This is a genomic window from Microvirga sp. KLBC 81 (assembly GCF_003075415.1).
GTDB lineage: Bacteria > Pseudomonadota > Alphaproteobacteria > Rhizobiales > Beijerinckiaceae > Microvirga.
This window is the reverse complement of the sequence record NZ_QDAH01000013.1, coordinates 78,336-103,840: the sequence shown is the minus strand read 5'-3', so window position 1 is coordinate 103,840 and position 25,505 is coordinate 78,336. Positions and strand designations below refer to the sequence as shown.

General features: G+C 63.2%; 21 protein-coding genes. 11 read left to right on the top strand and 10 right to left on the bottom strand.

Annotated elements, in window-relative coordinates; translation table 11 throughout:
- The first annotated feature begins 78 nt into the window (after nt 1-78).
- Together DC522_RS11620 and DC522_RS11615 are read left to right on the top strand one after the other, a co-directional pair.
- Nucleotides 79-396 (top strand): hypothetical protein, encoded by a 318-nt coding sequence (locus DC522_RS11620; protein WP_133239263.1) that lies wholly within the window; start codon nt 79-81, stop codon nt 394-396.
- A 205-nt stretch (nt 397-601) separates the two neighbouring features.
- Nucleotides 602-1,036 (top strand): PilZ domain-containing protein, encoded by a 435-nt coding sequence (locus tag DC522_RS11615; RefSeq protein ID WP_165820126.1) that lies wholly within the window; start codon nt 602-604, stop codon nt 1,034-1,036.
- 248 nt (nt 1,037-1,284) lie between these two features.
- Here DC522_RS11615 and iolB read toward each other — a convergent pair whose 3' ends face one another.
- The 4 genes from iolB to iolC form a co-directional block, all read right to left on the bottom strand.
- Entirely contained in the window at nt 1,285-2,088 is an 804-nt protein-coding gene (iolB, locus tag DC522_RS11610) for a 5-deoxy-glucuronate isomerase (RefSeq protein ID WP_116528887.1), read from the bottom strand.
- A 72-nt stretch (nt 2,089-2,160) separates the two neighbouring features.
- Entirely contained in the window at nt 2,161-3,045 is an 885-nt protein-coding gene (gene iolE, locus DC522_RS11605) for a myo-inosose-2 dehydratase (RefSeq protein ID WP_116528871.1), read from the bottom strand.
- Between the two features lie 153 nt (nt 3,046-3,198).
- Nucleotides 3,199-5,046: a 3D-(3,5/4)-trihydroxycyclohexane-1,2-dione acylhydrolase (decyclizing) gene (gene iolD, locus DC522_RS11600; RefSeq protein ID WP_116528870.1), complete on the bottom strand. Its 1,848-nt coding sequence runs from the start codon at nt 5,044-5,046 to the stop codon at nt 3,199-3,201.
- Between the two features lie 99 nt (nt 5,047-5,145).
- On the bottom strand, nt 5,146-7,059 hold the full coding sequence (gene iolC / locus DC522_RS11595) for a 5-dehydro-2-deoxygluconokinase (protein ID WP_116528869.1): 1,914 nt from the start codon (nt 7,057-7,059) through the stop codon (nt 5,146-5,148).
- Nucleotides 7,060-7,209: 150 nt separating this feature from the next.
- Here iolC and iolG point away from each other — a divergent pair, with 150 nt between their 5' ends.
- Nucleotides 7,210-8,199: an inositol 2-dehydrogenase gene (gene iolG, locus DC522_RS11590; RefSeq protein ID WP_116528868.1), complete on the top strand. Its 990-nt coding sequence runs from the start codon at nt 7,210-7,212 to the stop codon at nt 8,197-8,199.
- 110 nt (nt 8,200-8,309) lie between these two features.
- Here the strand turns inward: iolG and DC522_RS11585 are convergent, their stop codons facing one another.
- A complete protein-coding gene (locus DC522_RS11585) occupies nt 8,310-9,170 on the bottom strand; it encodes a MurR/RpiR family transcriptional regulator (protein WP_116528867.1) in 861 nt (286 codons plus the stop codon).
- Nucleotides 9,171-9,438: 268 nt separating this feature from the next.
- On the opposite strand from DC522_RS11585, the gene DC522_RS11580 reads away from it, so the two are divergent.
- The 4 genes from DC522_RS11580 to DC522_RS11560 all read left to right on the top strand — a co-directional run bounded on the left by DC522_RS11580 (nt 9,439) and on the right by DC522_RS11560 (nt 13,812).
- Nucleotides 9,439-10,380 carry a sugar ABC transporter substrate-binding protein gene (locus DC522_RS11580; RefSeq protein WP_116528866.1) on the top strand — a complete coding sequence of 314 codons (942 nt, stop codon included), beginning with the start codon at nt 9,439-9,441 and terminating at the stop codon, nt 10,378-10,380.
- A gap of 73 nt (nt 10,381-10,453) precedes the next feature.
- Nucleotides 10,454-11,596, top strand: coding sequence for an ABC transporter permease (locus tag DC522_RS11575; RefSeq protein ID WP_245444096.1), 1,143 nt, complete (start codon nt 10,454-10,456; stop codon nt 11,594-11,596).
- On the top strand, nt 11,596-12,381 hold the full coding sequence (locus DC522_RS11570; protein ID WP_116528865.1) for an ATP-binding cassette domain-containing protein: 786 nt from the start codon (nt 11,596-11,598) through the stop codon (nt 12,379-12,381). The genes DC522_RS11575 and DC522_RS11570 overlap by 1 nt, the downstream gene beginning before the upstream one ends.
- A 306-nt stretch (nt 12,382-12,687) precedes the next feature.
- Complete coding sequence (locus DC522_RS11560) at nt 12,688-13,812, top strand: Gfo/Idh/MocA family protein (protein WP_116528863.1); 1,125 nt, start codon at nt 12,688-12,690, stop codon at nt 13,810-13,812.
- Nucleotides 13,813-14,085: 273 nt separating this feature from the next.
- Here DC522_RS11560 and recQ read toward each other — a convergent pair whose 3' ends face one another.
- The gene (gene recQ, locus DC522_RS11555; protein WP_116528862.1) at nt 14,086-15,888 is read right to left on the bottom strand and encodes a DNA helicase RecQ; all 1,803 of its coding nucleotides are present in this window, start codon (nt 15,886-15,888) and stop codon (nt 14,086-14,088) included.
- On the bottom strand, nt 15,885-17,156 hold the full coding sequence (locus DC522_RS11550) for a TIGR03862 family flavoprotein (protein ID WP_116528861.1): 1,272 nt from the start codon (nt 17,154-17,156) through the stop codon (nt 15,885-15,887). The genes recQ and DC522_RS11550 overlap by 4 nt, the downstream gene beginning before the upstream one ends.
- 155 nt (nt 17,157-17,311) lie before the next feature.
- Between DC522_RS11550 and DC522_RS11545 the strand changes: the two genes are divergently transcribed.
- Together DC522_RS11545 and DC522_RS11540 are read left to right on the top strand one after the other, a co-directional pair.
- Complete coding sequence (locus DC522_RS11545; RefSeq protein ID WP_116528860.1) at nt 17,312-17,776, top strand: CAP domain-containing protein; 465 nt, start codon at nt 17,312-17,314, stop codon at nt 17,774-17,776.
- Nucleotides 17,777-17,861: 85 nt separating this feature from the next.
- Nucleotides 17,862-19,640 (top strand): SLC13 family permease, encoded by a 1,779-nt coding sequence (locus tag DC522_RS11540; protein WP_116528859.1) that lies wholly within the window; start codon nt 17,862-17,864, stop codon nt 19,638-19,640.
- Between the two features lie 7 nt (nt 19,641-19,647).
- Here DC522_RS11540 and DC522_RS11535 read toward each other — a convergent pair whose 3' ends face one another.
- Entirely contained in the window at nt 19,648-19,920 is a 273-nt protein-coding gene (locus DC522_RS11535) for a hypothetical protein (RefSeq protein ID WP_116528858.1), read from the bottom strand.
- A gap of 559 nt (nt 19,921-20,479) precedes the next feature.
- Here DC522_RS11535 and DC522_RS11530 point away from each other — a divergent pair.
- Nucleotides 20,480-21,460, top strand: a complete 981-nt coding sequence (locus DC522_RS11530) for a DMT family transporter (RefSeq protein WP_116528857.1) — start codon at nt 20,480-20,482, stop codon at nt 21,458-21,460.
- 313 nt (nt 21,461-21,773) lie between these two features.
- Here the strand turns inward: DC522_RS11530 and DC522_RS11525 are convergent, their stop codons facing one another.
- On the bottom strand, nt 21,774-22,736 hold the full coding sequence (locus tag DC522_RS11525) for a hypothetical protein (RefSeq protein WP_116528856.1): 963 nt from the start codon (nt 22,734-22,736) through the stop codon (nt 21,774-21,776).
- Nucleotides 22,737-22,970: 234 nt separating this feature from the next.
- Here DC522_RS11525 and ribA point away from each other — a divergent pair, with 234 nt between their 5' ends.
- On the top strand, nt 22,971-24,083 hold the full coding sequence (gene ribA / locus DC522_RS11520) for a GTP cyclohydrolase II RibA (RefSeq protein ID WP_116528885.1): 1,113 nt from the start codon (nt 22,971-22,973) through the stop codon (nt 24,081-24,083).
- A 167-nt stretch (nt 24,084-24,250) separates the two neighbouring features.
- Here the strand turns inward: ribA and DC522_RS11515 are convergent, their stop codons facing one another.
- The gene (locus DC522_RS11515) at nt 24,251-25,420 is read right to left on the bottom strand and encodes a M20 aminoacylase family protein (protein ID WP_116528855.1); all 1,170 of its coding nucleotides are present in this window, start codon (nt 25,418-25,420) and stop codon (nt 24,251-24,253) included.
- Between the last annotated feature and the right edge of the window lie 85 nt (nt 25,421-25,505).

Here is a 25,505-nt window from a genome sequence, read left to right as displayed (position 1 = left end):
AGTAGCTCGCAGGAGTGCCTGGAAGGGGGCAACAAGTTCACGGCAGAAGGTTTATGCTCCTTACATGGGAGCATAGAGATGCGTGTTGTGTTTTTGCTTGTTTTTGGCTGCGCGAGCCTCGTTTCGGGAGGGGTTTCCGCTCAGGATTGGACGTCTCTGTCGATGGTCGAGCTTGATCGGAATGCCCGCTGGAATGCCTGCTATAAGGAAACGAGGCTGATGTATCGGACCCGCAACATGTCCGAGCAGCAATATCGGGTCATCATCAAGGACGCACGCAGGGTTCACATGCGGGATTGCATGGCGCGGGCTATACCTCCTCGTCCGATCGCAGTGCCCGGTGCCCACGAGAAGAAGCTCCCTTCGACCATTGCCGGCTGGGCAGCCAACCCTTAAGCGCAATTTTGCAAGGCACATTTGAAAATATTGCCATGCAGGTTGTCAAAATCATGTTACTATATTACCTATGGGTGTCGCGCCCTTCGGCAGCGTTTCAAGAACGGCGATCCGCACGGCTCGACCAAACGGCCTAGAAGATTTGGCCGACTAGGTTTGTCCTGTCTTTTTCTGCCATATGGCGGGACATAATGAAGGGGGGGCTATGAATCCGGTTGAGCAGCGTCGCGCCAGTCAGCGCTCGCGCACGCTTCTTGAGGGGCACATCATCTACAACAACCGCCTCTCCCGAATGGAATGCACCGTGCGAGATCTCTCCGAGACCGGCGCGCGGCTCGTGTTTGCTCAACCCGTCAAAGTCCCTGCGGAATTCGAGCTGCAGATCCCGAAGAAGAAGCTCGCCCGGCGTGCCCAGGTCATGTGGTACGATGGGCAGAACCACGGCATCATGTTCCTCGATGACGGCGAGGGGGCGGCCAACAGCGTGCCTCCTCATATGCAGAGCGACGCCGGAACGCTGTCTCTCGGCCGCGAGGCCTCGAGCGTGCCGGAAATTCTGGATGAGGCTCGCCACCGGATCGCGCGGCTTCTCGGCGTGTCCGTCGATGTGATCCAGCTGAAGGTCGAGATCGATCGCTAGAGCATCGTGCGGAACCGAAGGTCCGCGTCAGCGACCCGAAGGGCCGCGTCAGCGAAAAGTGGATCCGGTTTTCCGCTCTCAACGATGCTCCCTCCCTTGATGAGGGCATCGTTCGATGCGGATCTCTGGTTCCGCACGAGGCGCCAGAGTTGTTTCCACTTGTGTGGAAACAACTCTGTTCTTTGGTGCGAAGTATTTTTCAACGGCGAGCCGGATCCACTGCGCCGCAAAATGCTGTCACGGCTGCTTCAAGCCGTCTTCAGCATCCATTCGTGGTCCGGGTCGTTGTAGAATTTCCAGATCCGCTTCGGGCCAGCCATCACATTCAGGTAATAGAGCTCATAGCCGTGCGGCGCGCCGACAGGGTGATAGCCCTTCGGCACCAGCACCACGTCGCCGTTGCTGGCGGCCAGCGTCTCGTCGAGCGAGCGGTCATCCGTATAGACCCGCTGCAGCGCAAAGCCTGTCGGCGGGTTGAGACGGTGGTAATAGGTCTCTTCCAAGAGCGACTCGTCGGGCAGCATGTCCCGGTCGTGTTTGTGAGGCGGATAGCTCGACCAATGGCCAGAAGGCGTAATCACCTCCACCACGAGCAGGCTTTCCGCAGGCTCGGTCTCGGGCAGAATATTGCGCACATGGCGCGTGTTGGTGCCCTTGCCACGCGTTTCCTGTCCCACCTGATCAGGACGGATCACACGCGCCGGAAGCTTTCCTTCGGCCGGCGCGGTGCAGACGGCGATCTCGCAATCGGTCTCTGCCTCCAACGACCACTTGGAATGAGCGGGCGCATAGAGCGACCACGGATCCGGTTCGAACGGCGAGGAGCGCCCGCCGATCACGCCGAAGTCTTGGCCGCCTGCGCCCACATGCGCCTCGCCTGAAAGCATGACGATGCAAGCTTCCCGATCACCTGTCGCTTGTTTCAAACTCTGACCGCTTTTGAGCCGGTAGACCTCGAACCCCACATAGGTCCAACCCGCCGATTCCGGCGTGATGGCATGGATGCGCCCGTTCTGATCGGGCTTCGACGGTTTGACGAGAAGCTTCGACATCGTGAGAACTCCTTCACGCATTCTCCGGAGAAGTGGCTAGCGGTTCTCCGACGAGAAAATGCGTTCAACAAACTAACGCAGGCCGGCTTCCTTCAGGAAGCGGGTGAGATTGGCATAGCCCATTTTGGCATAGGTGAGCGGATGAGCCTTCTTGGGATCCTGCTCCGCCTCGATCACCACCCAACCGCTATAGCCCGGAAGTTCCTTGAACACGGAGACGAAATCCACCATGCCGTCACCAGGCACCGTATAAACGCCTTCGATGACGGAATCGAGGAAGCTCCAGTTCTCCGCACGCGACCTTTCCATCACGCTTTTCCGCACATCCTTCGTGTGCACGTGGCCGATGCGGCTGCGATAGCGGCGAGCGAGCGCTGCCGGATCCGCCCCGCCCCAGGTGGCATGGCCGGTATCGAGGAGCAGGTGAACGGCTTCACCCGTGGAGCGCATGAAGGCGTCGATGTCAGCCTCCGATTCCACGATGGTGCCCATGTGGTGATGGTAGACCACGCGCACGCCCTCCTGGAGCGTACGCTCGGCCACTCGCGTGATGCGGCGGCCGAACTCGGCCCAGTCACCAGCTTGCATGACGGGACGCTGCGAAAGACGCCTGGAGCGGTCTCCGTGAATGGCGTTCGAGGTCTCGGCAAACACGAGCACGTTCGAGCCCATGGCCTTCAGCAGGTCGAGATGCGGGCGCAGCGCCTTCATCTCCGCATCCGCATCGCGCTTGAGCAACTCGGCGGAATACCAGCCGGACACGCAGGCGAGACCAAAGGGTGCGAGTGCCTTTTTCAGCGCTTCCGGCTCACGCGGGAACTTGTTGCCGAGCTCCATGCCCTCGAAACCTGCTTCCTTGGCCTCGGCAAGGCACACCTCCAACGGCGTCTCGCCGCCGAGCTCCGGCATGTCGTCGTTGGACCAGCCGATGGGGTTCGCCCCGATACGGATCGTCATATTCCTTCGTCCTTTCTCAACCTCATTTCCGAAGCCTCACCCTGAGGAGCGTAGCGTCTCGAAGGGCGAGGCGTCTCCAGAGAACACCGGACCCTCCTTCGAGACGCCGCTTCGCGGCTCCTCAGGATGAGGGCGGTGTTCTCTGAAATGCCGTTAGTCGCCCACGCGCTGCGCAGCGAGAGCTGTTTCGTAATCTTTTCGCGCCGTCTTCACCTGCTCGCGTGACGATACCTCCGGCACGGCTACATCCCACCAGTGGCCGCCTTCGTCTGTGGAGATGAGCGGATCGGTATCGATGACGATCACGGTGCTGCGATCCACACCGCGTGCCTTCTTCAAGGCGTCTTCGAGTTCGGCAATGCTCTTCACCTTCAGCGACTGCGCGCCGAGGCTCGCGGCATGGGCGACGAAGTCGATGTCGGGCAGCGTCACGTGGTTCGTGTGCTGCAACAGATTGTTGAAGCTTTCGCCGCCCGTGGCGCGCTGAAGGCGGTTGATGCAGCCATAACCGCGGTTGTCGAGGAGAACGACGGTAAGCTTCTGACCCAGCATCACGGAGGAGGCGAGTTCCGAATTCATCATGAGGTAGGAGCCGTCGCCCACCATCACGATCACCTCGCGTGAGGGATCGGCCATCTTCACGCCGAGGCCGCCCGCGATCTCGTATCCCATGCAGGAATAGCCGTATTCCATGTGGTAGCCGAGCGCGCTGCTCGCCTTCCAATGCTTATGCAACTCGCCCGGCAGGCCGCCAGCGGCGCAGACCACGACGTCGGTCGGGGAGGAGGTGCGCTGCACTGCGCCGATCACCTGCGCGTCGGAGGGAAGTTCCGCATTCGTCGGATCGGTGAAGCGGGCGGAGGATTCGAACCAGCGGGATTTTTCCTTGCTGCCCTTCACGACCCAGGCCTCCGGCGCCTTCCAGCCGCCGAGCGCACGGCCCAATTCCTCAAGACCCACGCGCGCGTCCGCCACGAGCGGCAGTGCATTGTGCTTCGTGGCATCGAACGCCTGCACGTTGAGGCCGACGATGCGGCGCTTCGGGTTTTTGAACAATGCCCAGGAACCGGTGGTGAAATCCTGCAGGCGCGTGCCCACCGCAATCACCACATCGGCCTCTTCGGCGAGCGCATTGGCAGCGCCTGTGCCGGTCACGCCGACCGAGCCGAGATTGGCCTGATGATCATGAGGGAGACTGGACTTGCCGGCCTGCGTCTCACCGACGAAGAGTCCGTGCTTTTGTGCGAACTCTGCAAGCACCCTCTCGGCACCGGAATAGAGCACGCCACCGCCCGCCACGATGAAGGGCTTTTTTGCGTCGCGGATGAGGTTTGCGGCTTCAGCGAGTTCCGACTCGTCGGGGCGGATGCGGCGTGGTGTCCAGATTTTCTCCGCGAAGAAGCTTTCAGGGTAATCGTAAGCCTCGGCCTGCGTGTCCTGGCACAGCGCGAGCGTCACCGGCCCGCAATCGGCGGGATCGGTGAGGACCGCCATCGCGCGCTGGAGCGCGGGAATGATCTGCTCAGGACGCGCAATGCGGTCGAAGTATCGGGAGACGGGCTTGAAGCAGTCGTTGGCCGAGACTGTACCATCCGAAAAATCCTCGACCTGCTGCAACACCGGATCGGGCTTGCGGTTGGCGAACACGTCACCGGGAAGAAGCAGAACGGGAAGACGGTTGACGTGCGCGACGGCGGCGGCCGTCACCATGTTCGTCGCGCCGGGGCCGATGGAGGTGGTGCAGGCCATCATGCGCCTGCGGCGCGAGGCTTTCGCGAAGGCAATCGCCGCATGGGTCATGCCCTGCTCATTATGTGCGCGGAAGGTCGGGAGCTTGTCGCGCACGCCGTGCAGCGCCTCGCCCATACCGGCCACGTTGCCGTGGCCGAAGATGGCCCAGACGCCGCCGAACAGAGGCAGGGTTCGTCCATCGATTTCCGTCTTCTGCGCAGTGAGGAACCGGGCGACGGCTTGCGCCATGGTGAGGCGGATCGTGCTCATGGGCGTTTCTCTCAAAATGCGCCGAGTGACGTCGGCAGCGTTCTCAGGTTGTGTATTCAAAGAAAGAGGGTGGAGCCAATGTTAACTCAGCCCTTTGTCTCAGGCGGCTTTCGCCTGGCCGGACACGCGCTGCCAGGCATCGACGAGACGCTGGAAGCGGCCTGCCATATCGGCAATGGCGGCTTCGTCCGAGATCTCGCCCTTCAGCCAGCGGCGCGCGGCCTCGTTGAAGATGGTGCGGCCCACCGCGAAACCTTTCACCTGAGGCTCGCTGGCCGCAGCGGCGAAGGCGGCTTCAAGCTCATCCTCCGGTGCTTCGAGGCCAAGCAGCACGATGCCGCGGCAATACGGATCGTTCCTGGTGATCACCTCGCCGATGGCCTTCCAGGCCGATTTGTCCTGCTGGGGCTCGAGCTTCCACCAATCCGGCTTGATGCCGAGATCGTAGAGATGCTGGACGATGCTGGCGACCGTATCGGTTTTCAGCGCACCGTGCTTGCCCGCGATGATCTCGATCAAGAGCTCACGGCCGATGCGGCGCGCGGCGTCGTGGATGCGCAAAAGCTCGCGTTCCTGGCGTGCTTTAAGGTCCGGCGGATCGTCGGGATGATAGAAACACAGGCATTTGATGGTGTGACCCACTGGCCATTCCACGAGCTGCGCGCCGATGCTGCCGCCGTCTTCGAAATCGAGCGGACGCGAGCCGGGCAGTTCGACGGGGCGACCGATCCAGAACGGATGGTCGGCCGCGCGGAACAAAGCTTCGCGGCCATAGGTGCCGTCGATCAGCATGCCGAAGCCAGGACGGCCATCCGCCACTTTGGCAGCCGCCTGCACGGCAAGGACCTTGAAGTCGGGAATGCGCTCGATCGAAGCGCCCACTTCCTTCGCCATCGCTTCCAGCTGCATGCGGTGATCGATGGCGAACGCCATGAGCGTGTCGGATCGAGGCCGGCGCGTCGTCGCCCAATGGATGTGGTTGATCGTTTCGTCGAAACGAAGAGCCTTATGACGACTTCCCTCTTTGAGGAAATGCTGCAACTCAGGGAAGGTCGGGATCTCGGGCGAGCAGAGGAGACGCGACACGGCGAAGGCGCCGCTCGCATTGGCATAGGCGCAGCAGGTTTCGAGTTTCTCGTCCCGCAGCCAGCCGCGTAAGAAACCGGAGAGAAAGGCATCACCTGCGCCCAGCACATTGTAGACCTCGACGGGAAAGCCGGGGCCCTTCACACCGTCATCGAGCGAGGCAGGGATGTCACCGGGGAACACAATGCAGCCCATGGGGCCGCGCTTGCATACGATGGCGGCTTTCGAGATCGAGCGGATGGCGCGGATCGCCGCAAGCGTATTCTCCGAGCCCCCCGCGATGTGAAGCTCCTCTTCCGTGCCGACGATGAGATCGCACTCGGCGAGGATGGGCTTGAGGTGTTCGGTGACGGTATCCGAGCGCACGTAACGCGACTCGCCGGCACCGTGGCCGAGGAGGCCCCAGAGATTAGGGCGGTAATCCACATCGAATACCACCTTCCGGCCATTCGCCTTCGCAATGCGGATGGCCTTCTTCTGCGCAGCGGCGGTGTTCTCACGGGAAAAATGCGTGCCGGTGACGACGATCGCCGAGGCAGAGGCAACGAAGCTCTCGTCGATATCATCCTCGGAGAGCGCCATGTCGGCGCAATCGGCACGATAGAAGATGAGCGGGAAGGAATCCTCGTCCCGCACGCCGAGGATCGCGAGAGCGGTGAGGCGTTGCTTATCCGTGATGATCCCTTGGGTGGCAACGCCTTCGCGCTCCATCTGCTCGCGGATGAATCGGCCCATGGCTTCGTCGCCGACCCGAGTGATGAGGCCCGATTTGAGGCCGAGCCGCGCCGTGCCGATGGCGATGTTCGCAGGACACCCGCCGACCGCCTTGGAGAAGGAGGCCATGTCCTCCAGCCGCCCACCCACCTGCTGGCCGTAGAGATCGACCGAGGCGCGGCCGATGGTGATCACATCCAGGGCTGGCTTCATGCTATTCCTCCCGCTGCCGGTCTTCTCGAGAGACCGTGCCTGAGCCGCCTTCGGGCCCTTGCAGTCATAGAACGTTTATTCTATTAGCATCTTATGCTGGAATAGCAATTCTAAATTTCCCAATAGCCGGCAAAACACTTCGGAGGAAGCATGATCAGGATCGCCGTTCTGGGCGCTGGCCGCATCGGCCGTATTCACGGGCGCAACGCCGCCAACCATCCCGACGCCCGCCTCGTTGCGGTCGCCGATCCGCATGCTCCCGCCGCCGAGGCTCTGGCAGCGGAGACTGGCGCGGAAGTCGCGCCTCTCGATTCGATCGTCGAGCGCTCCGATGTGGACGCCATTCTCGTCTGCACGCCGACCACGACCCACGCCGATCTCATCGAGCGTGGTGCGAAGGCCGGTAAGGCCGTGTTCTGCGAAAAGCCGGTTGACCTTTCGAGTGCCCGAATCGAGACCTGCCTTGCCACGGTCGAGAAGGCCGGTACGCCGCTGATGATCGGCTTCAACCGACGCTTCGATCCGAATTTCGCCTCCTTGCGCCGTCGACTCGCTGACGGCGAAGTGGGCGAGGTGGAACTCGTGACAATTCTCTCCCGCGATCCCGGCCCGCCGCCGGTGAGCTACATCAAGACGTCCGGCGGCCTGTTCCGGGACATGATGATCCACGATCTCGACATGGCGCGCTTCCTGCTGCTCGGCGACGAACCGGTGGAAGTGCACGCGGTCGGCTCTTCCCTCGTGGACCCGGCCATCGGCGAAGCGGGCGACGTGGACACGGCGGCCGTGATGCTGAAGACGGCCAAGGGCCGCATCGTGCAGATCTCGAACTCCCGCCGCGCCACTTACGGCTACGATCAGCGGATCGAGGTGCATGGCTCGAAGGGCATGATCCGCGCGGGCAACATCCACCGCACCACGGTGGAAGTGGCAAATGCTTCCGGCATCACCGCCGATCCGGTGCAGGACTTCTTCCTGGAGCGCTATGCGGAAGCCTATCGCGACGAGCTGACCACGTTTCTGAATGCGATCCGAGACGGCAAACCTTGCAATCCCACGGGGCGCGACGGTCTCATGGCCCAGCGCTTGGCGGATGCGGCGACCGAGTCGGCACAGACCGGAAAGCCGGTGAGGGTTTGATCGCAGGCGTCATCCAGGGGCTGCGAAGCAGAACCCGGGATCGTTCCACGAGATGGCGCTTCATTCTGAGCGATCCCGGATCGGCTACGCCGTCCGGGATGACATGCTGGTCAGCTTTCCGCCCGCTTCTCCGCAGTGCCGACGGCGAGCGCCATGGCGAGGGCGAAGGATGCAGAGAGGGAGCGGAAGGCGCCAAAGTCCGCTTCCGCCACTTCGAGCCACACATCGGCGCTTGAAACCAGCGGGCTGAAGGCCGAATCCGTGATCGCCACGACCGGAATGTTGTTCCGCGCGGCGGCTGCCGCGAGATCGGCGGTCACCGGCGCATAAGGCGTGAAGCTGATGGCGAGAACCGCATCGCGCTCGGTGGCGGTTGCGAGCTGCTCGGGCCCGAGCTGCGCCACATGATCGATCAGGATTGCGCGCACGCCGAGCTTCCCGAAGGCATAGGCGCAATAGGCAGCAATCGGAAATACCCGGCGCGCGCCGAGAAGATAGATCGTATCGGCCTTCGCCAGGGTCTCGATGGCGCGGGAGAGTTCCTCCGGGCGCACCGACTCGCGCATCTTTTCAAGCGAGATCGTGGCCGCATTGGCAAAGCCTTCGAGAAGCGACGCGGCATGAACGTGGTCGCCTTCCAGGTTGCGCAAGACGCGCAGGCGCTCACGGTAATCAGGAAAGCGTTCGCGCAGGCGGTCGCGAAAGATCTGCTGGAGATGAGAGAAGCCGTCATAGCCGAGGCTCTTGGCAAAGCGCACCAATGTGGAAGGCTGAACACCGGCATGCTCGGCAATGCCGGCCACCGTGCCGAAGGCCACTTCCTCAGGGTGCTCTATGGCGAAGGCCGCGAGCTGCTTGAGGCGCTTCGGCATCGTCTCCCGGCGGCTGAGCAGCAGCGTCCGCAGGCCTTCGTAATCCTCTGGCGCTTCTGTGGCAGTTTCTGCCGCTTCCGTGCTTTTCCCGGTCTCCATGCGTCTACCCTGAATATCAGATGAGGACCTTGACACCGATCCACAGAAAATGGAATGAATATTCTACTCTATAAACAAAAAGGTTCTGGCGTTCCATTATTGTGGACGACTGGAGCGGCAGAGGAAGCGCATAGAAGAGGGTGATTCGGGTTCCGAGTCATTTGTTGATCCTCTGCAAACTCATGGGCGGCGTGTGAGGCCGCAGCTTCGACCGCACCCGGATTTCCGGCGGCGGTGCTCGAGTGAGAACCCTTTTGGGAGGAAACAAATGAAGTCGATCGTTACCGGTCTCGTTGCCGCCGCAGCCTTGACCGTCGCAGCCGCCGCCCCTGTGGCCGCCCAACAGAGCGGCCGCATCATCGTGGTCACCCACGGCCAAGCCAACGACCCGTTCTGGTCCGTGGTCAAGAACGGCGTGACAGCCGCCGGCCAGGACATGAAGGTTCAGGTCGATTACCGGGCGCCCGAGACCTTCGACATGGTGGCCATGAGCCAGCTCATCGATGCGGCCGTGAATCAGAAGCCCGCGGGCCTCGTCGTTTCGATCCCCGATGCTTCGGCGCTCACTGCGTCGATCCAGAAAGCGGTGGCCGCCGGTATTCCGGTGATCTCCATGAATTCCGGCTCCGATGTGTCGAAGAAGCTCGGCGCGATGCTCCATGTGGGCCAGGACGAAGTTGAGGCCGGACGCATTGCCGGCGCCAAGCTGAAGGAAATGGGCGGCAAGGTCGGCCTGTGCGTGAACCAGGAAGTCGGCAACGTTTCGCTCGATCTGCGCTGCAAGGGCTTCACCGAAGGCTTCGGCGGCAAGGTCACCGTGCTGCCGGTCACGAACGATCCGGCGGATGTGCGCGCCAAGGTGAAGGCGGCGCTTGCGGCCGATGCTTCAGTCGATACGGTCCTGGCGCTTGGCGCGGGCACGGCGGGCGAGCCGACGGTCGCGGCTGTGAAGGATGCCGGCAAGACGGGTGCCGTGCGCGTCGCCACGTTTGATCTTTCCGCAAACTTCCTCAAGTCCGTGGCATCGGGGGAGGCGGTCTTCGCCATCGATCAGCAGCAATATCTGCAGGGCTATCTGCCTGTGGCGTTCCTCGCTCTCAACACGAAATACGGCTTGATGCCCGGCGGCAACGTGCCTTCCGGCCCGAACCTGATCACGAAGGAGAAGGCCAATCAGGTGATCGAGCTGTCCGCAAAGGGCATTCGCTAAAGCCGCATCGGAGCCCGCGGTCGCGCTGGATCGCGGGCTTCCCCTTTTCATCTGGTTCTTAAGGGAGGCTCTCATGGTGAACACCACCCAGCCGACCGCCGATTTGTCTCCGGCTCCCGCCATCAAGAAGATTCAGGACGAGCGCCTCAAGGAGGTCTCCCTCCTGACGAAGATCATGCGCCGCCCCGAACTCGGCGCGCTCGCCGGTCTGATCCTTGTTGCGATTTTCTTTTTCTCCACCGCCGATGCGTCGATGTTCACGCTTGCGGGCATCATGAACATTCTCTCGCCTGCTTCGCAGCTTGGCATTCTCGCCATCGCGGCGGCGCTGCTCATGATCGGCGGCGAGTTCGATCTCTCCATCGGTTCCATGGTCGCCTTCACGGGGCTCGTCTTCGGCGCCTTCGTGACGCTCAGCGGTTTGCCGCTTCTGCTGGCAATTGCGGCGACCTTCGTGGTGGCGGCGATTCTCGGTGGATTGAACGGGCAGCTCGTCATCCGCACACGGCTGCCCTCCTTCATCGTCACGCTCGCTTTCCTCTTCATCCTGCGCGGACTTTCTCTCGTGGGTCTCAAATGGGCGACCGGCGGCTCCACGCAGATGCGCGGCATCGGCGCGCAATCCAACGAGGATTTCGTCCGCGAGATCTTCTCAGGGACCGCGCTGGAGGGTCTGTTCTCCTGGCTCGCCGCCAATGACCTCATCGCAAAGTTCCCGAATGGGACGCCCACGGTCACTGGCGTTCCGGTTTCCATTCTCTGGTTCATCGGCTTTGCGCTGCTCGCCACCTGGGTGCTGCTGCGCACCCGCGCCGGCAACTGGATCTTCGCGGCAGGCGGCGACGCCAATGCGGCGCGTAATTCCGGCGTGCCGGTGGACCGCGTGAAAACCGGCCTCTTCATGCTCACCGCCTGCGCGGCGGCGCTGGTCGCCATCCTGACCGTGCTCGATGCGGGCTCGACCGATGCGCGACGCGGCTTCCAGAAGGAGTTCGAGGCCATCATCGCGGCCGTGATTGGCGGCTGCCTGCTCACGGGCGGCTATGGCTCGGCCATCGGCGCGTTCTTCGGCGCCATCATCTTCGGCATGGTGTCAATCGGCCTCACCTATACCCGCTTCGACTCGGATTGGTTCCAGGTCTTCCTGGGGGCCATGCTGCTGCTGGCGGTTCTCTTCAACAACTTCATCCGCCGCAAGGTGACGGGAGAGCGCTGATGGAAACACAAGCTCCGCTCATCGAGGTCCGCAACCTCGTCAAGCATTTCGGCTCCGTCATTGCGCTCTCGGGCGTTTCGCTCTCCGTCCATCGCGGCGAGGTGATGTGCCTGCTCGGCGACAACGGCGCGGGCAAGTCGACGCTGATCAAGACGCTCTCCGGCGTTCACAAGCCGACCTCGGGCGAGTTCCTGGTGGAAGGCCGGCACGTGACCTTCTCAAGCCCACGCGATGCGCTCGATGCCGGCATCGCCACGGTCTATCAGGACCTCGCGATGATCCCGCTGATGTCGGTGACGCGCAACTTCTTCATGGGGCGCGAGCCGGTGAGGGGCGTCTGGCCGTTCCGCCATGTGGACTTCGACCATTGCGACGCCGTTACCCGCGAGGAAATGCACAAGATCGGCATCGACGTGCGCGATCCGCATCAGGCCGTCGGGACATTGTCCGGCGGCGAGCGGCAATGCGTGGCGATCGCCCGCGCGGTCTATTTCGGCGCGAAGGTACTCATTCTTGACGAGCCGACCTCCGCGCTCGGCGTCGCGCAGACCTCCATGGTGCTGAAATACATCCACCAGGTGCGGCAGAAGGGCCTCGGCGTGATCTTCATCACGCACAACGTGCGTCATGCCTATGCGGTGGGAGACCGTTTCACGGTGCTCAACCGCGGCAAGACGCTCGGCACCTACGCCAAGTCCGAAATCGCCATCGACGAGCTGCAGAACCTCATGGCTGGTGGCAAGGAACTGCAGGCGGTCTCGGCTGAACTCGGCGGGATGGTGTAGGCGCATCGCAGGCACTGTCCTCATCCTGAGGAACAGACGAAGTCTGCGTCTCGAAGGATGATCCAGAAAGCACTGAACTCTCCTTTCCCCTCCCCCTTGCGGGAGGGATAGGGGATGAGGGTGGAGTGACTGGGTGAGACGTTGAACTGGTTCACTCCCGTCATCACCGGCCTTGTGCCGGTGATCCCGACGACGTGAAGCGCCGCGTCTTTCATCATCGGGATGGCCGGGACAAGCCCGGCCATGACGTGGGAGAGACTCTCAACGTGAGAGCAATGAGTTGTTATCTTTCCAGGAGCATGGCGAATGAAGTCTCTGAACGTCGGCCTCATCGGCACGGGCTACATGGGCAAGTGCCACGCGCTTGCCTGGAACGCGGTCGCTTCCGTGTTCGGCGACGTGCCCCGCCCACGACTTGCGGTGCTGGCGGAGGCCTCGCAGGATCTCGCGGAGAGGAAGGCGCGGGAGCTCGGATTCGAGCGTGCGACCGGTGACTGGCGCAGGCTTGTGAGCGACCCCGATATCGACGTGGTCTCGATCACCACGCCCAATGCCTTCCATCCCGAGATGGCGATTGCCGCGCTGGAAGCAGGGAAGCATATCTGGTGCGAGAAGCCGATGGCCACGAAGCTGGAGGATGCGGAGCGCATGCTGGCTGCCGCGCGTGCCTCAGGCAGGGTCGCGGCACTTGGCTACAACTACATCCAGAACCCGGCCATGCGCCTGATCCGCCGCATTCTCGAAGAGGGACGGATCGGTGAGGTGAACCATGTGCGCCTCGAGATGGACGAGGATTTCATGGCCAATCCTGAGGATCTCTTCACCTTGAAGAGCGAGGCGTCTTCCGGCCATGGCGCGCTCGACGATTTCGGCGTTCATCCTTTGAGCCTCCTGCGCGCTCTGCTCGGCGGTGTGCGGCGCATGTGCGGCCACATGGCGAAGCCCTACGCGGACCGTCCTGTGCAGGGTGGCGGGCGTCGTAAGGTCGAGACATACGATATCGCGACGGTTCTGATGGAGCTGGACAACGGCGCTTCCGGCGTGCTCGCGCTCAACCGCTCCGCCTGGGGCCGCAAGGGCCGCATCTTCGTGCAGATCTTCGGTTCGAAAGGCACCGTCGTCTACGATCAGGAGCGCATGAACGAAGTGCAGCTTTATACGGTGGATGGCTTAAAAGAGACGCAAGGTTTCCGCACGATCCTCACCGGACCGCAGCATCCGCCTTATGACAGGTTCATCCCCGCGCCCGGTCACGGCCTCGGCTTCAACGACCTGAAGATCATCGAATGCCGCGAGCTGATGCGGCGCATTGGGGGCGAGAAGGCGCATCTCATCGAGTTCGAGGACGGGATCCGCATCGAGCGAACGGTCGATGCCATGGCGCGCAGCGCGCATGAGGGGCGCTGGGTTGAGGTGGCGGCGGGCGGGTAGCAGGTGCCTTAAGGAGCATCTCTCCACGTCATCACCGGCCTTGTGCCGGTGATCTCGACGTCTTTGAGCACAGCGCTTTACGGATCGAGATGGCCGGGACAAGCCCGGCCATGACGAGGATGCCATGACGAGGATAGTGAGCGGAAGGGCTCTTCACCCGTCATCCCCGGGCTCGTCCCGGGGATCCCGCTGCGGTGGGGCGCGGCGTTCTTCAGAAACGGGATGGCCGGGACGAGCCCGGCCATGACAGGGTGAGAATTCCTCAGGCAAACCTCAAGCCGCGTGTGCCTTCAGCACTTCGAGGAAGGCATCCGCGTAGCGATCGAGCTTGGCTTGACCCACACCGTGGATCTCGCCGAAGGCGCGCACGGTGGTGGGGCGCTTCGCCGCCATGTCGATGAGGCTGCGGTCGGAGAAGATCACATAGGCCGGCACGCCCTCTTCCTTCGCCAGGCGCGTGCGCAGCGCCTTGAGATCGAGGAGCAGCGGATCGTCGGAGGGCACGATGGCCTCTGCCTCGATGCGCGAACGACGGCGGCGACGATCGGCAGGCTTCATGAGAACGTCGGATCGCAGCTCGATCCGCTCCTGGCCCTTGAGCACGGCGACGCCCTTGTCGGTCAGGGTCCAGCGGCCGTATTCGGCAAGCTCCAGGCCGACGAGGCCGGCGGCGTAGATCTGGCGCAGAAGCGAGCGCCATTCGTTCTTGGAGCGGTCCTTTCCGACGCCGAAAGTCTTGAGCTTGTCGTGACCGAAGCGAAGGATCGCCTCCGTCCCGTCGCCCACGAGAATGCTGATGAGATGCTCCGTGCCGAAACGCTCGCCGGTGCGCACGATGGCTGAGAGAATCTTCTGCGCCTCGATGGTGCCGTCGAAGGACATGACGCCTTCGATGCACAGATCGCAATTGCCGCAGGGCTCGGTGGCCTCGCCGAAATAGGCGAGAAGCGTCTGACGCCGGCAGCGCGGCGCCTCGCACAAAGCGACAAGCGCGTTGAGGCGCTGGCGCTCCACGCGCTTCTGCTCGTCCGCCGCATCGCTGTCCTCGATCTGGAGGCGGCGCAGGCGCATGTCGTCGAGGCCGTAGAGGGTCAGCGTGTCGGCGGGTGCGCCATCGCGGCCCGCGCGGCCGATCTCCTGGTAATAGGCCTCGATCGATTTCGGCAAGGCCGCATGCGCGACGAAGCGCACGTCCGGCTTGTCGATGCCCATGCCGAAAGCGACGGTGGCGACCATCACCACGCCGTCCTCCTGCAGGAAGATGTCCTGATTCTTGGCGCGCTCGGCTTGGTGCATGCCTGCGTGATAGGGCAGCGCCCGATAGCCTGCCTGGCTCAACGAGTCGGCGAGCTTCTCGGTGGCATCGCGCGACGAGCAATAGACGATGCCGCTCTCGTGCCGGTGCTTGTCGAGGAAGGAAAAGAGCTGGCGCCGCGCATGCTCCTTCGCCTGCATGGCAAGACGCAGATTCGGGCGGTCGAAGCCGTGGATGAAGAGGCGCGGCTCCTCCTCGAACAGGCGATGCATGATGTCGCCGCGCGTTGCCACGTCGGCCGTGGCGGTGAGCGCGATGGTCTGCACATTGCCGAGACGACGGCGCACGTCGCCGAGCATGGCGTATTCGGGGCGGAAATCGTGGCCCCATTGCGAGACGCAATGCGCCTCGTCGATAGCAAGCAGGTTCACGCCGGAGCGGCCGAGCCACTCGGTGGTTCCGGTATTGGCCAGCCGCTCGGGCGAGGCATAGAGAATGCGCATGCGCCTGTCGCGCACCGCATCGACCACGCGGCGGTTCTCCTCCGGGTCGTTGGCGGAGTTGAGGCTTCCCGCCTCGATGCCGAAATGGCGCAGCGCCGCCACCTGATCGCGCATGAGGGCGATGAGCGGCGAGACCACGAGGGTCAGGCCTTCCCGGGCGAGGGTCGGCAGCTGATAGCAGAGCGACTTGCCCGCCCCCGTCGGCATGATCGCGAGCACGTCCTCGCCGGACAAAACGGCGCGCACGATCTCCTCCTGTCCTTCGCGGAAGGAGGGAAAGCCGAAAACGTCGTGGAGAATCTTGCGCGGGTCGATCACGGATGCCGTGTGACCGATGACGGATTCGAGGTCAATGCGGCATCGGGAATCTTCAGGAAGGAAAGCACGCCTTTGGCCGCCGCGATGCCGGTGGCGAAGGTGGCCTGGAGCAGGTAGCCGCCGGTCGGAGCCTCCCAGTCCAGCATCTCGCCCGCCACGAAGACCCCCGGCATCCGCCTGAGCATGAGATGCTCGTCCAATTCGCTGAACGGCACGCCGCCTGCTGTGGAAATGGCCCTTCCCAAGGATTTCGTGCCCGTGAGTGTCAGGGGCACGGCCTTGATGAGCCGGGCGAGAGCCTCGGGCTCCACGGGCAATTGGGGCGCTGATTCGCGTAAAGTAGCGATGCCCAGGGGGCTCAAACCCGCCGCCTTGCGCAGGAAGGTGGAGGCGGACTGGCCCTTGCGGGGTAGGCTCAGGCGCTTCTCAAGGGCGTCCAGGGAGAGGTCGGGCCGCAGATCCAGGAGAAGCTTGGCGCTGCCCTGTCGCTCGATGGCGTTGCGCAGGGACCTTGAGAGGGCATAGACCGCGCCGCCTTCGATGCCATCCGCCGTGATGATCGCTTCCCCCTTCACCGTCACACCCTCGAAGGCGAGGGCAATGCGTTTCAGGGGCTCGCCCTCGAAGCGGCTGCGCATCACCTCGGACCAGGGCAGGGTGAAGCCCATATTGGCCGGACGTAAGGGGGCGACGGCGATGCCCTTGCCCTGAAGCATGCTGACCCAGGAGCCGTCCGAGCCGAGTCGAGGCCAGCTCGCTCCACCGAGAGCGAGGATGGTCGCATCCGGCTTCGTCGTGACGGTCTGGCCTGCGGCATCGGTGAAGACCAGGGCTCCTTCCGCATCCCAGCCCTGCCACGTGTGCCGCAGGGCAAAGCGCACGCTTAAGTCCTCCAGCCGCGTCAGCCAGGCCCGCAGGAGAGGGGAGGCCTTGAAGGCCTTCGGGAACACGCGTCCGCTCGAACCCACGAAGGTTGCCTCTCCCAGACCCTCGCACCAGGCTCGCAGATCCTTCGGACGGAAGGCTTCGATGAGGGGGCGCAAGACCGGTTCGGCCTCCGCGTAGCGGGTGACGAATCGCTCGAAATCTTCGGAATGGGTCAGGTTCAGGCCGCCCCGTCCGGCCATCATGAATTTGCGCCCGACCGAGGGCATCCGGTCGTAGACCGTCACCGCGAGGCCTGATCGCGCGAGAGCTTCCGCCGCGATCAGGCCGGCAGGGCCTCCGCCGATGATGGCGGCCTGAGGGGAAGAGGAGGGCAGGGACATGCGCTCAGCTGACGCGGAAAGGGACAACGGGATGGTCTGGACCCTCACGCTTCGACATGGCATTCAGCGCGGCGGGTCGTGGCTTTTCCACATGACCACCACGGGACTTTTTTGCAAGAGGAGCGGTGTCTCAAGCCGCCCCAAGGGGATTATCAATGCGTGTTCTTTTCGTCTCGGCCCTGATCGCTCTGGCGCTTGCGGGCTGCGCGGGCGATATGTCGCTCAACAATGGGGATGCCGTTCTCGCCAGCTCCACCAGGGATGCCGCGGAGGCCGCCAGGCTCATCTCCGCCTACCGCGTCTCCAGGGGCTTGAGCCCGGTGACGGTCGATCCGAAGCTCAACGAGGCGGCGGAATACCAGGCGCGCGTGGTAGCGGCCGCCGGCAGGCTCAGCCACGGCAATTTCGCGGGCCGCATGGATAAGTTCGGCATCATCGGCTACTCGGCCGAAAACCTTTCGGCGGGGGCAGATTCCGTTGATGGCACCATCAGCCGGTGGAAGAATTCTCCCGGCCACAACGTCAATCTGCTGATGCCTCAGGCCAGCAGGATCGGTTTTGCCCGTGCCGATGCCAACAACCGCTACGGCCGCTACTGGGCTCTCGTGCTGGGGCAGTAAGGCAGGCTTTCCCGCGCCACGGACCGGGCACAAAGAAGGGCGGTCGCGCGTTAGGAACGAGGTTTTCCTCTTTCGCGCACCCTCCATGACCCATCAGCAGATGCTCTCCTTCGCCATCGTCGCCGGGATGATGGCGCTCTTCGTCTGGGGACGCTTCCGGTACGATCTCGTCGCTGTCATGGCGCTTCTGGTGGCGGTGCTGGTCGGCATCGTGCCCGCCGACAAGGCGTTCTCGGGATTCAGCGACGACATCGTCATCATCGTCGCAAGCGCGCTCCTGGTGAGCGCAGCGGTGGCGAAATCCGGTGTGCTGGAGGCCGCTCTCAACCGGGCGGCGCCCTATCTGCGCAGCGAGCAGAGCCAGGTGGTCGTGCTGGTCACGGCCGTGACGGTGCTCTCCGCCTTCGTGAAGAATATCGGCGCGCTCGCGATGATGATCCCCGTGGCGTTCCAGATCGCGCGACGCACGAACACGCTGCCTTCCAGCTTCCTCATGCCCATGGCTTTCGGCTCGCTGCTCGGCGGCATCGTCACGCTGGTCGGCACTTCGCCCAACATCATCGTGTCGCGGGTGAGAGGCGAGCTTTTGGGCGAGCCTTTCGGCATGTTCGACTTCACGCCGGTGGGCGTCGGCATCGCGCTGGCGGGCGTGGCGTTTCTCGCTTTCGGCTATCGTCTCCTGCCAAAGGGCCGCAAGGGCGCGGCCTCGCTGGACGAGGCGCTCAACATCAAGGACTACGTGACAGAGGCGCGTGTCATCCCTGAATCCGACGTCGTGGGGCAGACGGTGGCAGACCTGCACAAGCTCGCCAATGGCGAGGTGAAGGTGGCGGCGATCATCCGCAACGAGACGCGCAGCTCCAGCCCCTTGCCCGATGTCATGATCCGCGAGAACGATCTTCTCATGCTGGAGGGCGAATCCGAGGCGCTCGAGAGCACTGTCGCACGCGCGGGCCTCAAGCTCAGTCGCGAGCACCGCCAGCCTGAAACCGATGAGGCAACGGATGAGATCGGTGTCATCGAAGCCATCGTCGGACCAGGTTCCGTGCTCGCCGGTTGGTCTGCCGGGCGCATCGGTCTTTACGAGCGCTTCGGCGTCAATCTCATCGCCGTGAGCCGCAGCGGCGAGCGCTTCAAGGAACGCCTCCGCACCATCACCTTGCGCCCCGGCGATGTGCTCGTGCTGCAGGGTAATCTCAAGAAATTGCCGGACACATTGCGCGATCTCGGCTGCCTGCCATTGGCCGAGCGCGAGATCCGTCTCGGCAATGCCCGCAGAAGCTTCGTACCTGTCGCCATTCTCGGCGTCACGATGGTGCTCGTTGCCTTCAACGTGCTTCCTGTTTCCATCGCTTTCTTCGGCGCTGGCGTGCTGCTCGTTCTCTTCGGAGCGCTCACCCTGCGCGAGGCTTACGAGACGATCGAGTGGCCGATCATCGTGATGCTCGGCGCGCTCATCCCGGTCAGTGAATCCATCCGCACCACGGGTGGCACGGATCTGATCGCAGGCTGGCTGTCATCGGCGGCGCAGATGCTGCCGCCCACCGGCGCGCTCGTGCTCATCATGGTGGCGGCCATGGCGGTGACGCCGTTCCTCAACAATGCGGCGACCGTGCTCGTGATGGCGCCCATCGCAGCGAGCTTTGCTACGCAGCTCGGCTTCAGGCCCGATGCGTTCCTGATGGCGGTGGCGATAGGGGCTGCTTGCGACTTCCTCACGCCCATCGGCCACCAGTGCAATACTCTGGTGATGGGTCCCGGCGGCTATCGCTTCGGCGATTACTGGCGGCTTGGCCTGCCGCTCTCGATCATCGTGGTGGCGGTAGGGACGCCCCTGATCATGTTCTTCTGGCCTCTCGGTTGAAGAGAGGTCAGCGCATGATAACGGTCAGCAGAAGGGCCGTACCGGCGGCCGACGAGGCCAGCGCAATGACCATGGACCAGAGGTGCATTCTGTTCCGCTCCGCCTGGTTCAGAAGCGGGCGGATGCGCGAATCCGAACGGCCGAAGATGAAGCTGGCGTTGCGTTCGGGCCTTGGCGTATGCGGCATGATGCAGAAGCTCGACCGCACGGAGCTGCGCGCTTGGCCATAACGATGGTCGCCGGCGCTGTAGGACGGGTGGTGAGAGCTCTGGGGGTTCATGCTGGAGGCTTCCAGGGACGTGTGAGGCCTCTAACCTCGGCTCAAGGGATGAACGAGCGGTAAAGTTCTGGAGCAATCCACAATCTTCGTAAATCAAATCTTTCTGCATCCATGAAGACCTGAGTGGCTGGTTCATGAACCACGGCGCTTCCTTTCCTCTCCCCTTGTGGGGAGGGGTAGGGGTGGCCTGACCGGATGAGAAATGGAATCAGTTCTCTCGACGTCATCACCGGCCTTGAGCCGGTGATCTCGATAGATCGAAGCGTTGCACTCTTCCTGTTCGGGATGGCCGGGACACGCCCGGCCATGACGCAGTGTATTGGCCTCATGCATTCTAGATGAGGCGCAACGCTTTGACTTTGCGACCCCCACCCTCATTCCCTTCCCACCGCAAGTCGGGAACACCCGAGATCCGTAGTAGGGAGGGAATCACGCTCTTCACCTTCTGAACAGCCTCTCAGGCGACGATCAGGCCTGCTGATGACATTCATCACAGAAATCGGGTCGCGGACGGCTCTCTCTCATGGCATGAGGTGTCCCGATCATTCGGGATAGCCTCATGACGCAAGCGCCCATCCAAAAGACCATCGCAGCCTCCGATTGGGCGCTGCTCGGCCTTCTCTCCGTCATCTGGGGCGGCTCCTTCCTGTTCGTCGGCGTGGCCGTCAAGGAATTGCCGCCGCTCGTCATTGTGGCGCTGCGGGTGTCTTTGGCTGCCCTGGCCCTGCAGATCGTGCTCCGTGCCATGGGCATGCGCCTGCCACGCGAGCGTCAGGCCTGGGCCGCCTTTTTCGGCATGGGCATCCTCAACAACGTGATTCCCTTCAGCCTGATCGTCTGGGGTCAGAGCCACATCGCGAGCGGCCTTGCCTCGATCCTCAACGCCACCACGCCGCTCTTCACCGTCGTCGTGGCGCATTACCTGACCAATGATGAAAAGCTCACCGGCTCGCGCCTCGGCGGCGTGATCGTCGGCTTCATCGGCGTCGCTGTGATGATCGGCTCCGCTGCCCTCGCATCGCTGAACACCAATGTGCTGGCACAACTTGCGGTGTTGGGCGCAGCATTGTCCTACGGCTTTTCCGGCGTGTTCGGGCGCCGTTTCAAGACACTCGGCATTCCCCCGCTCGTGGCGGCCGCCGGGCAGGTCACGGCATCGAGCTGCATTCTCCTGCCCGTGAGCTTCATCGTCGACAGGCCCTGGACCTTAGCCCAGCCGAGCACCACAGCCGTTCTGTCGCTTCTTGCGCTCGCGCTCGTCTCGACAGCATTCGCCTATCTCATCTTCTTCCGCCTGCTCGCACGGGCGGGGGCGACGAATGTAGGCCTCGTCACGTTTCTCATTCCCGTCAGCGCCATTCTCTTCGGCGTCCTGCTTCTCGGCGAGACGTTGGAGATGCGGCACATGGCCGGCATGGCGCTGATTGCAGCAGGCCTCATGCTGATCGATGGGCGGCCTGCTGCTGCGATGGCCCGATCTTTCAGAACCCTTACCAAAACCAAGACGCGCGCTTTCCCTCCCCCTTGTGAGGAGGGCTAAAGCATCGGACCCAAAAGTGGATCTGCACTTTTGGGTCCGATGCTTCTCCCTTCGTCATGGCCGGGCTCGTCCCGGCCATCCCGATGCGAAGGGCGCAGCGCTCCAAAAGATCGGGATCACCGGCACAAGGCCGGTGATGACAGGGGAGGACGACGCGGACCTCCGGTTCCGCACGACGCGCTAGGGTTGGGTGTGAGCGCCAAGTCTTCAGAACGAGACGCTGACACCCCCACCTCCATCTCCTCCCCACAAGGGGGAGGAGGGTTCGCGTTGCGCCCAACTTTCCTGGTCTGCGCAAAAAGGTGAGCGGCTCTTACCGCGAAACGGCCGGCTCCGCGCGGAAACGGTTGAACATCATATCCGGTGCGCTGGTGTTGTGACGGGAGGGCACGAGCCGTCCCATCCACGCATCCGTCGCCATGGCGTCGCGGAAATTCATGATCATCTCCTCGCGCCAGGAGCGCGCTTTTTCTTCACGCACAGCAATGCGCGCCACGTCCGCGTTGAACTCGGTCACATACATGGAGCGCAGCGTCGCGAAGGGCACACCGGTGACGGCCTGATCGAAGCTCACGTCGAGCGTCATGCGCTCTTCATCGAGGTTGGCCACCGCCACATGGGCTTTGCCGCCCTTGGCGAGGGTGAGCGTGAAGCTCATGGTCTTGGGGTCGAAAGCCACATCTTTCAGGTTTGTCACCGGGCGCTGATCGAACTCCACGGGGCCGACGATGAAGGACGAGCCATAGGCCGTCCATTCCAGATGCTGCGGCGGCAACGGCTTGATGCGCCAATAGCCGTCGCCCGGATACATGGCGATCACCTCTTCCGCCTTGCCCTTGTGTTTCTTCAGAAGCTGCAGCAGGTGGATGTTGCGCGAAACCTTGCCGCCGATCGTCACCGTGGTGTCGCTCGGCCGCCAGAACTCGCTGAAGGACAGGCCCATGATGCGCACCCGGTCGTCCTCGTAGAGCGTGTGCATCACCGGGTGCGGCTTCGTCGAGGTCGCCTCCGAGATGTCCTCGCAGGCCGTCCAGTCCGGCTCCCAGCGGTCCTGTTTCAGGCTGCCCATATAGGCCGGGTGCACGGCCTCGATCCTGAAGCTCTTCACCTCGGGCGAGGCGAAATTCACGGCCACATTGTCCTTTTCCGCGCAGAGCACCGGCTCGCTCGTATTGGTGACCTGAACGGCCAAGCCGTCGAGGGTGGCGGCCTGCGCCAGGGAGGTGAGGCCAAAGAAACCGAGAGCGAGAAACCGGGGGAGGAGCGTGCGGACCATCAAAACCATCTCTCTGGGAAAACCGTCTGAGCCGTATCGAACGGCACAGATAGCCCGGCTGAATGGCCCCGTCGAGCGGGCCTGTCGAGATGGGATGGCTGCCATGCCCTCTCTGGGATTAGAGTTCCGAGCCCGCCTGTGATAAGGTGCCTCCATGCGGCAAGCTTGGCTTTAAGCGGCCAGGTGCCCAAAATTCTCCATCGCGAAAAGGGCCTCTCCCTGAGTTCATCGATGATGCGCCTCACTTTAAGCCTGTCCGACAATCCCGCCACGACCTCAGTCGAGCGGGCGATCATGGAGTTTCGCAGCGCCCGTCCCGTCGTGATCGACGGGGCTGAAGGCAGCGCGCTCGTGGTCGGCGTCGAGGATCTGGACGAGGCCAGGGCTGCCGAGATCGGGGCCGTGGCCGGCGGCCGTGCCGATCTCGTGTTGCCGGCCGCGCGCCTGCGCCGTCTGGGGCTCGAGCGGGACGTGCCCGGTCGTGTGGCTCTGCCGGTCGTGGAGCGGGAGCGGATCGAGGTTCTGGCCCTCAAACTCGATAGCCGCATCGACGCGCCGGTCCGGCCAGCCTGCGGCCTGGACGAGGAGGCGCTGGAGCTCGCCCGCCTCTCCCTGGTTCTGCCCGCCGTGATCGTGGCGCCTCTGTCTGACGGGATCGAAATCGATTCCTCCCTTGTGCGTGTCTCGGGCGCGGCCATTCGCGACTATCGCCGCGCCAAGGCGGCGGATCTCTCCCTCGTCAGCCGCGCGCCGGTGCCGCTCGAAGGTGCGCCCACCAGCGAGTTCGTGGTGTTTCGCGGAGGCGAGGGATTGCGCGATCAGGTGGCGATCATCGTCGGCAAGCCGGATCTCTCCAAGCCCGTGACTGTGCGGCTCCATTCCGCCTGCCTCACGGGCGACCTCTTCGGCAGCCTCAAATGCGATTGCGGCGACCAGCTGCGCGAAACCGTGCGCTTCATGGCGAATTCTGAGGGCGGCATTCTGCTCTATCTCGACCAGGAAGGACGCGGGAACGGCATCGCCAACAAGATCCGCGCCTATAAGCTCCAGTCCCAAGGCTACGACACCTACGAGGCCGACGAAGTCCTCGGCTTCGAGGCGGATCAGCGTCGTTTCGATTTCGCTGCCGTGATGTTGAAGAAGCTCGGTGTGAGCGCGGTGCGGCTCATGACCAACAATCCGGAGAAGATCCAGGCGCTTTCCGAGGCGGGACTACAGGTGATCTCCGACCACCGCGTATTGGGGCGCCCGACGGCGGAGAATGTGAGCTATCTCGCCGCCAAGCGGGATCGCGCAGGGCATTACATCGACCTGGAGGGCCTGCTCGCCTGCTCCAACAAGGACTGAGGTGAGCCGACGCCTTAGCGCCTCGTGCGGACCCGGAGGGCCGCGTCAGCGACCCGAAGGGCCACGCCAGTGAAAAGTGGATCCGGTTTTCCGCACGATGCGCTGCTCTATGAACGGAGCATCGGATCGATCCCAAAAGTGCAAATCCACTTTTCACGTCCGAGGCTCTAGCCGGCCGGCATTCCGGTTTCGATGATCTTCGCCCAGAGCGACACGCCATAGGGCGTGGCGGCATCGTTGAAGTCGTAAGCCGGGTGATGCACGCCTGCCGTATCGCCGTTGCCGACGAAGATGTAAGCGCCGGGGCGCTTCTCCAGCATGTAGGAGAAATCCTCCGCACCCATCTCCGGCGGGAAGTTCGTTTGCACCGCGCTCTCTCCCGCAACGGCTTTCGCAACGGAGGCGACGAACTCCGCTTTCTCCGCATCGTTCACCGTTACCGGATAGCCGCGATTGTACTGGATGGTCGCCTTCGCGCCGAAAACAGCACAAGCATTCTCGACGATGGTGCGGATGCGGGTTTCGGCGAGTTCACGAATGGCGGGCGAGAGCGTGCGCACGGTGCCGAGCAGCGTTGCCGTCTGTGGGATCACGTTGAAGGCGTCGCCTGCCTTGATGGTGCACACGGAGACGACCACCGATTCCAGCGGATCGACGCTGCGCGAGGCGACAGACTGCAAGGCGGTGATCACATGGGCCGCCGTGACGATGGGATCGATGCATTTGTGCGGGTATGCCGCGTGGCCGCCCTTGCCTTCGATGGTGATCGTGAAGCGGTCGGCCGCCGCCATGATGGGTCCTGTACGCATGGCGAAATGGCCGACAGGTACGCCCGGCCAATTGTGCATGCCATAGACCTCCTGGATGCCGAAGCGTTCCATGAGCCCGTCCTTCACCATCGCGTCGCCGCCGCCGCCGCCTTCTTCCGCAGGCTGGAAGATCACGACCGCCGTGCCATCGAAGTTGCGCGTCTCGGCAAGATACTTCGCGGCTCCCAAGAGCATCGCCGTGTGACCGTCATGGCCGCAGGCATGCATCCTGCCCGGTGCCTTCGATTGGTAGGGCAGATCGGTGGCTTCCATGATCGGCAGCGCGTCCATGTCCGCGCGAAGGCCGATCACCCTGCCGGATGAATTGACACGTCCCCTGATGACGCCGACCACGCCCGTGCGGCCGATGCCGGTCACCACCTCGTCGCAGCCGAAGCTCTTGAGCTTCTCGGCCACGATCCCGGCGGTGCGATGCACGTCATATCCGAGCTCGGGGTTCTCGTGGAAATCCCGGCGCCAGGCCGTGATCTCGTCGGCCAGATCGGCAACGCGGTTGATGATGGGCATGGGGCATCCTTTGCATCAATTGATAGGCCACCAGCCAACCAGAGGCGGGGGGCGCCGGTCAATCCTCGAGGGAGGGTGCGCTCTG

Excerpts from the sequence above, each read along its gene's own strand:
- DC522_RS11570 (WP_116528865.1), top strand. The coding sequence starts at position 11,596 with ATGGAAACACAAGCTCCGCTCATCGAGGTCCGCAACCTCGTCAAGCAT.
- DC522_RS11585 (WP_116528867.1), bottom strand. The coding sequence starts at position 9,170 with ATGGAGACCGGGAAAAGCACGGAAGCGGCAGAAACTGCCACAGAAGCG.
- DC522_RS11535 (WP_116528858.1), bottom strand. The coding sequence starts at position 19,920 with ATGAACCCCCAGAGCTCTCACCACCCGTCCTACAGCGCCGGCGACCAT.
- DC522_RS11580 (WP_116528866.1), top strand. The coding sequence starts at position 9,439 with ATGAAGTCGATCGTTACCGGTCTCGTTGCCGCCGCAGCCTTGACCGTC.
- iolB (WP_116528887.1), bottom strand. The coding sequence starts at position 2,088 with ATGTCGAAGCTTCTCGTCAAACCGTCGAAGCCCGATCAGAACGGGCGC.
- DC522_RS11550 (WP_116528861.1), bottom strand. The coding sequence starts at position 17,156 with ATGTCCCTGCCCTCCTCTTCCCCTCAGGCCGCCATCATCGGCGGAGGC.
- ribA (WP_116528885.1), top strand. The coding sequence starts at position 22,971 with ATGCGCCTCACTTTAAGCCTGTCCGACAATCCCGCCACGACCTCAGTC.
- DC522_RS11615 (WP_165820126.1), top strand. The coding sequence starts at position 602 with ATGAATCCGGTTGAGCAGCGTCGCGCCAGTCAGCGCTCGCGCACGCTT.
- DC522_RS11530 (WP_116528857.1), top strand. The coding sequence starts at position 20,480 with ATGACGCAAGCGCCCATCCAAAAGACCATCGCAGCCTCCGATTGGGCG.
- DC522_RS11545 (WP_116528860.1), top strand. The coding sequence starts at position 17,312 with ATGCGTGTTCTTTTCGTCTCGGCCCTGATCGCTCTGGCGCTTGCGGGC.
- iolG (WP_116528868.1), top strand. The coding sequence starts at position 7,210 with ATGATCAGGATCGCCGTTCTGGGCGCTGGCCGCATCGGCCGTATTCAC.
- DC522_RS11575 (WP_245444096.1), top strand. The coding sequence starts at position 10,454 with ATGGTGAACACCACCCAGCCGACCGCCGATTTGTCTCCGGCTCCCGCC.
- iolC (WP_116528869.1), bottom strand. The coding sequence starts at position 7,059 with ATGAAGCCAGCCCTGGATGTGATCACCATCGGCCGCGCCTCGGTCGAT.
- DC522_RS11540 (WP_116528859.1), top strand. The coding sequence starts at position 17,862 with ATGACCCATCAGCAGATGCTCTCCTTCGCCATCGTCGCCGGGATGATG.
- DC522_RS11515 (WP_116528855.1), bottom strand. The coding sequence starts at position 25,420 with ATGCCCATCATCAACCGCGTTGCCGATCTGGCCGACGAGATCACGGCC.
- DC522_RS11525 (WP_116528856.1), bottom strand. The coding sequence starts at position 22,736 with ATGGTCCGCACGCTCCTCCCCCGGTTTCTCGCTCTCGGTTTCTTTGGC.
- iolD (WP_116528870.1), bottom strand. The coding sequence starts at position 5,046 with ATGAGCACGATCCGCCTCACCATGGCGCAAGCCGTCGCCCGGTTCCTC.
- iolE (WP_116528871.1), bottom strand. The coding sequence starts at position 3,045 with ATGACGATCCGTATCGGGGCGAACCCCATCGGCTGGTCCAACGACGAC.
- DC522_RS11620 (WP_133239263.1), top strand. The coding sequence starts at position 79 with ATGCGTGTTGTGTTTTTGCTTGTTTTTGGCTGCGCGAGCCTCGTTTCG.
- DC522_RS11560 (WP_116528863.1), top strand. The coding sequence starts at position 12,688 with ATGAAGTCTCTGAACGTCGGCCTCATCGGCACGGGCTACATGGGCAAG.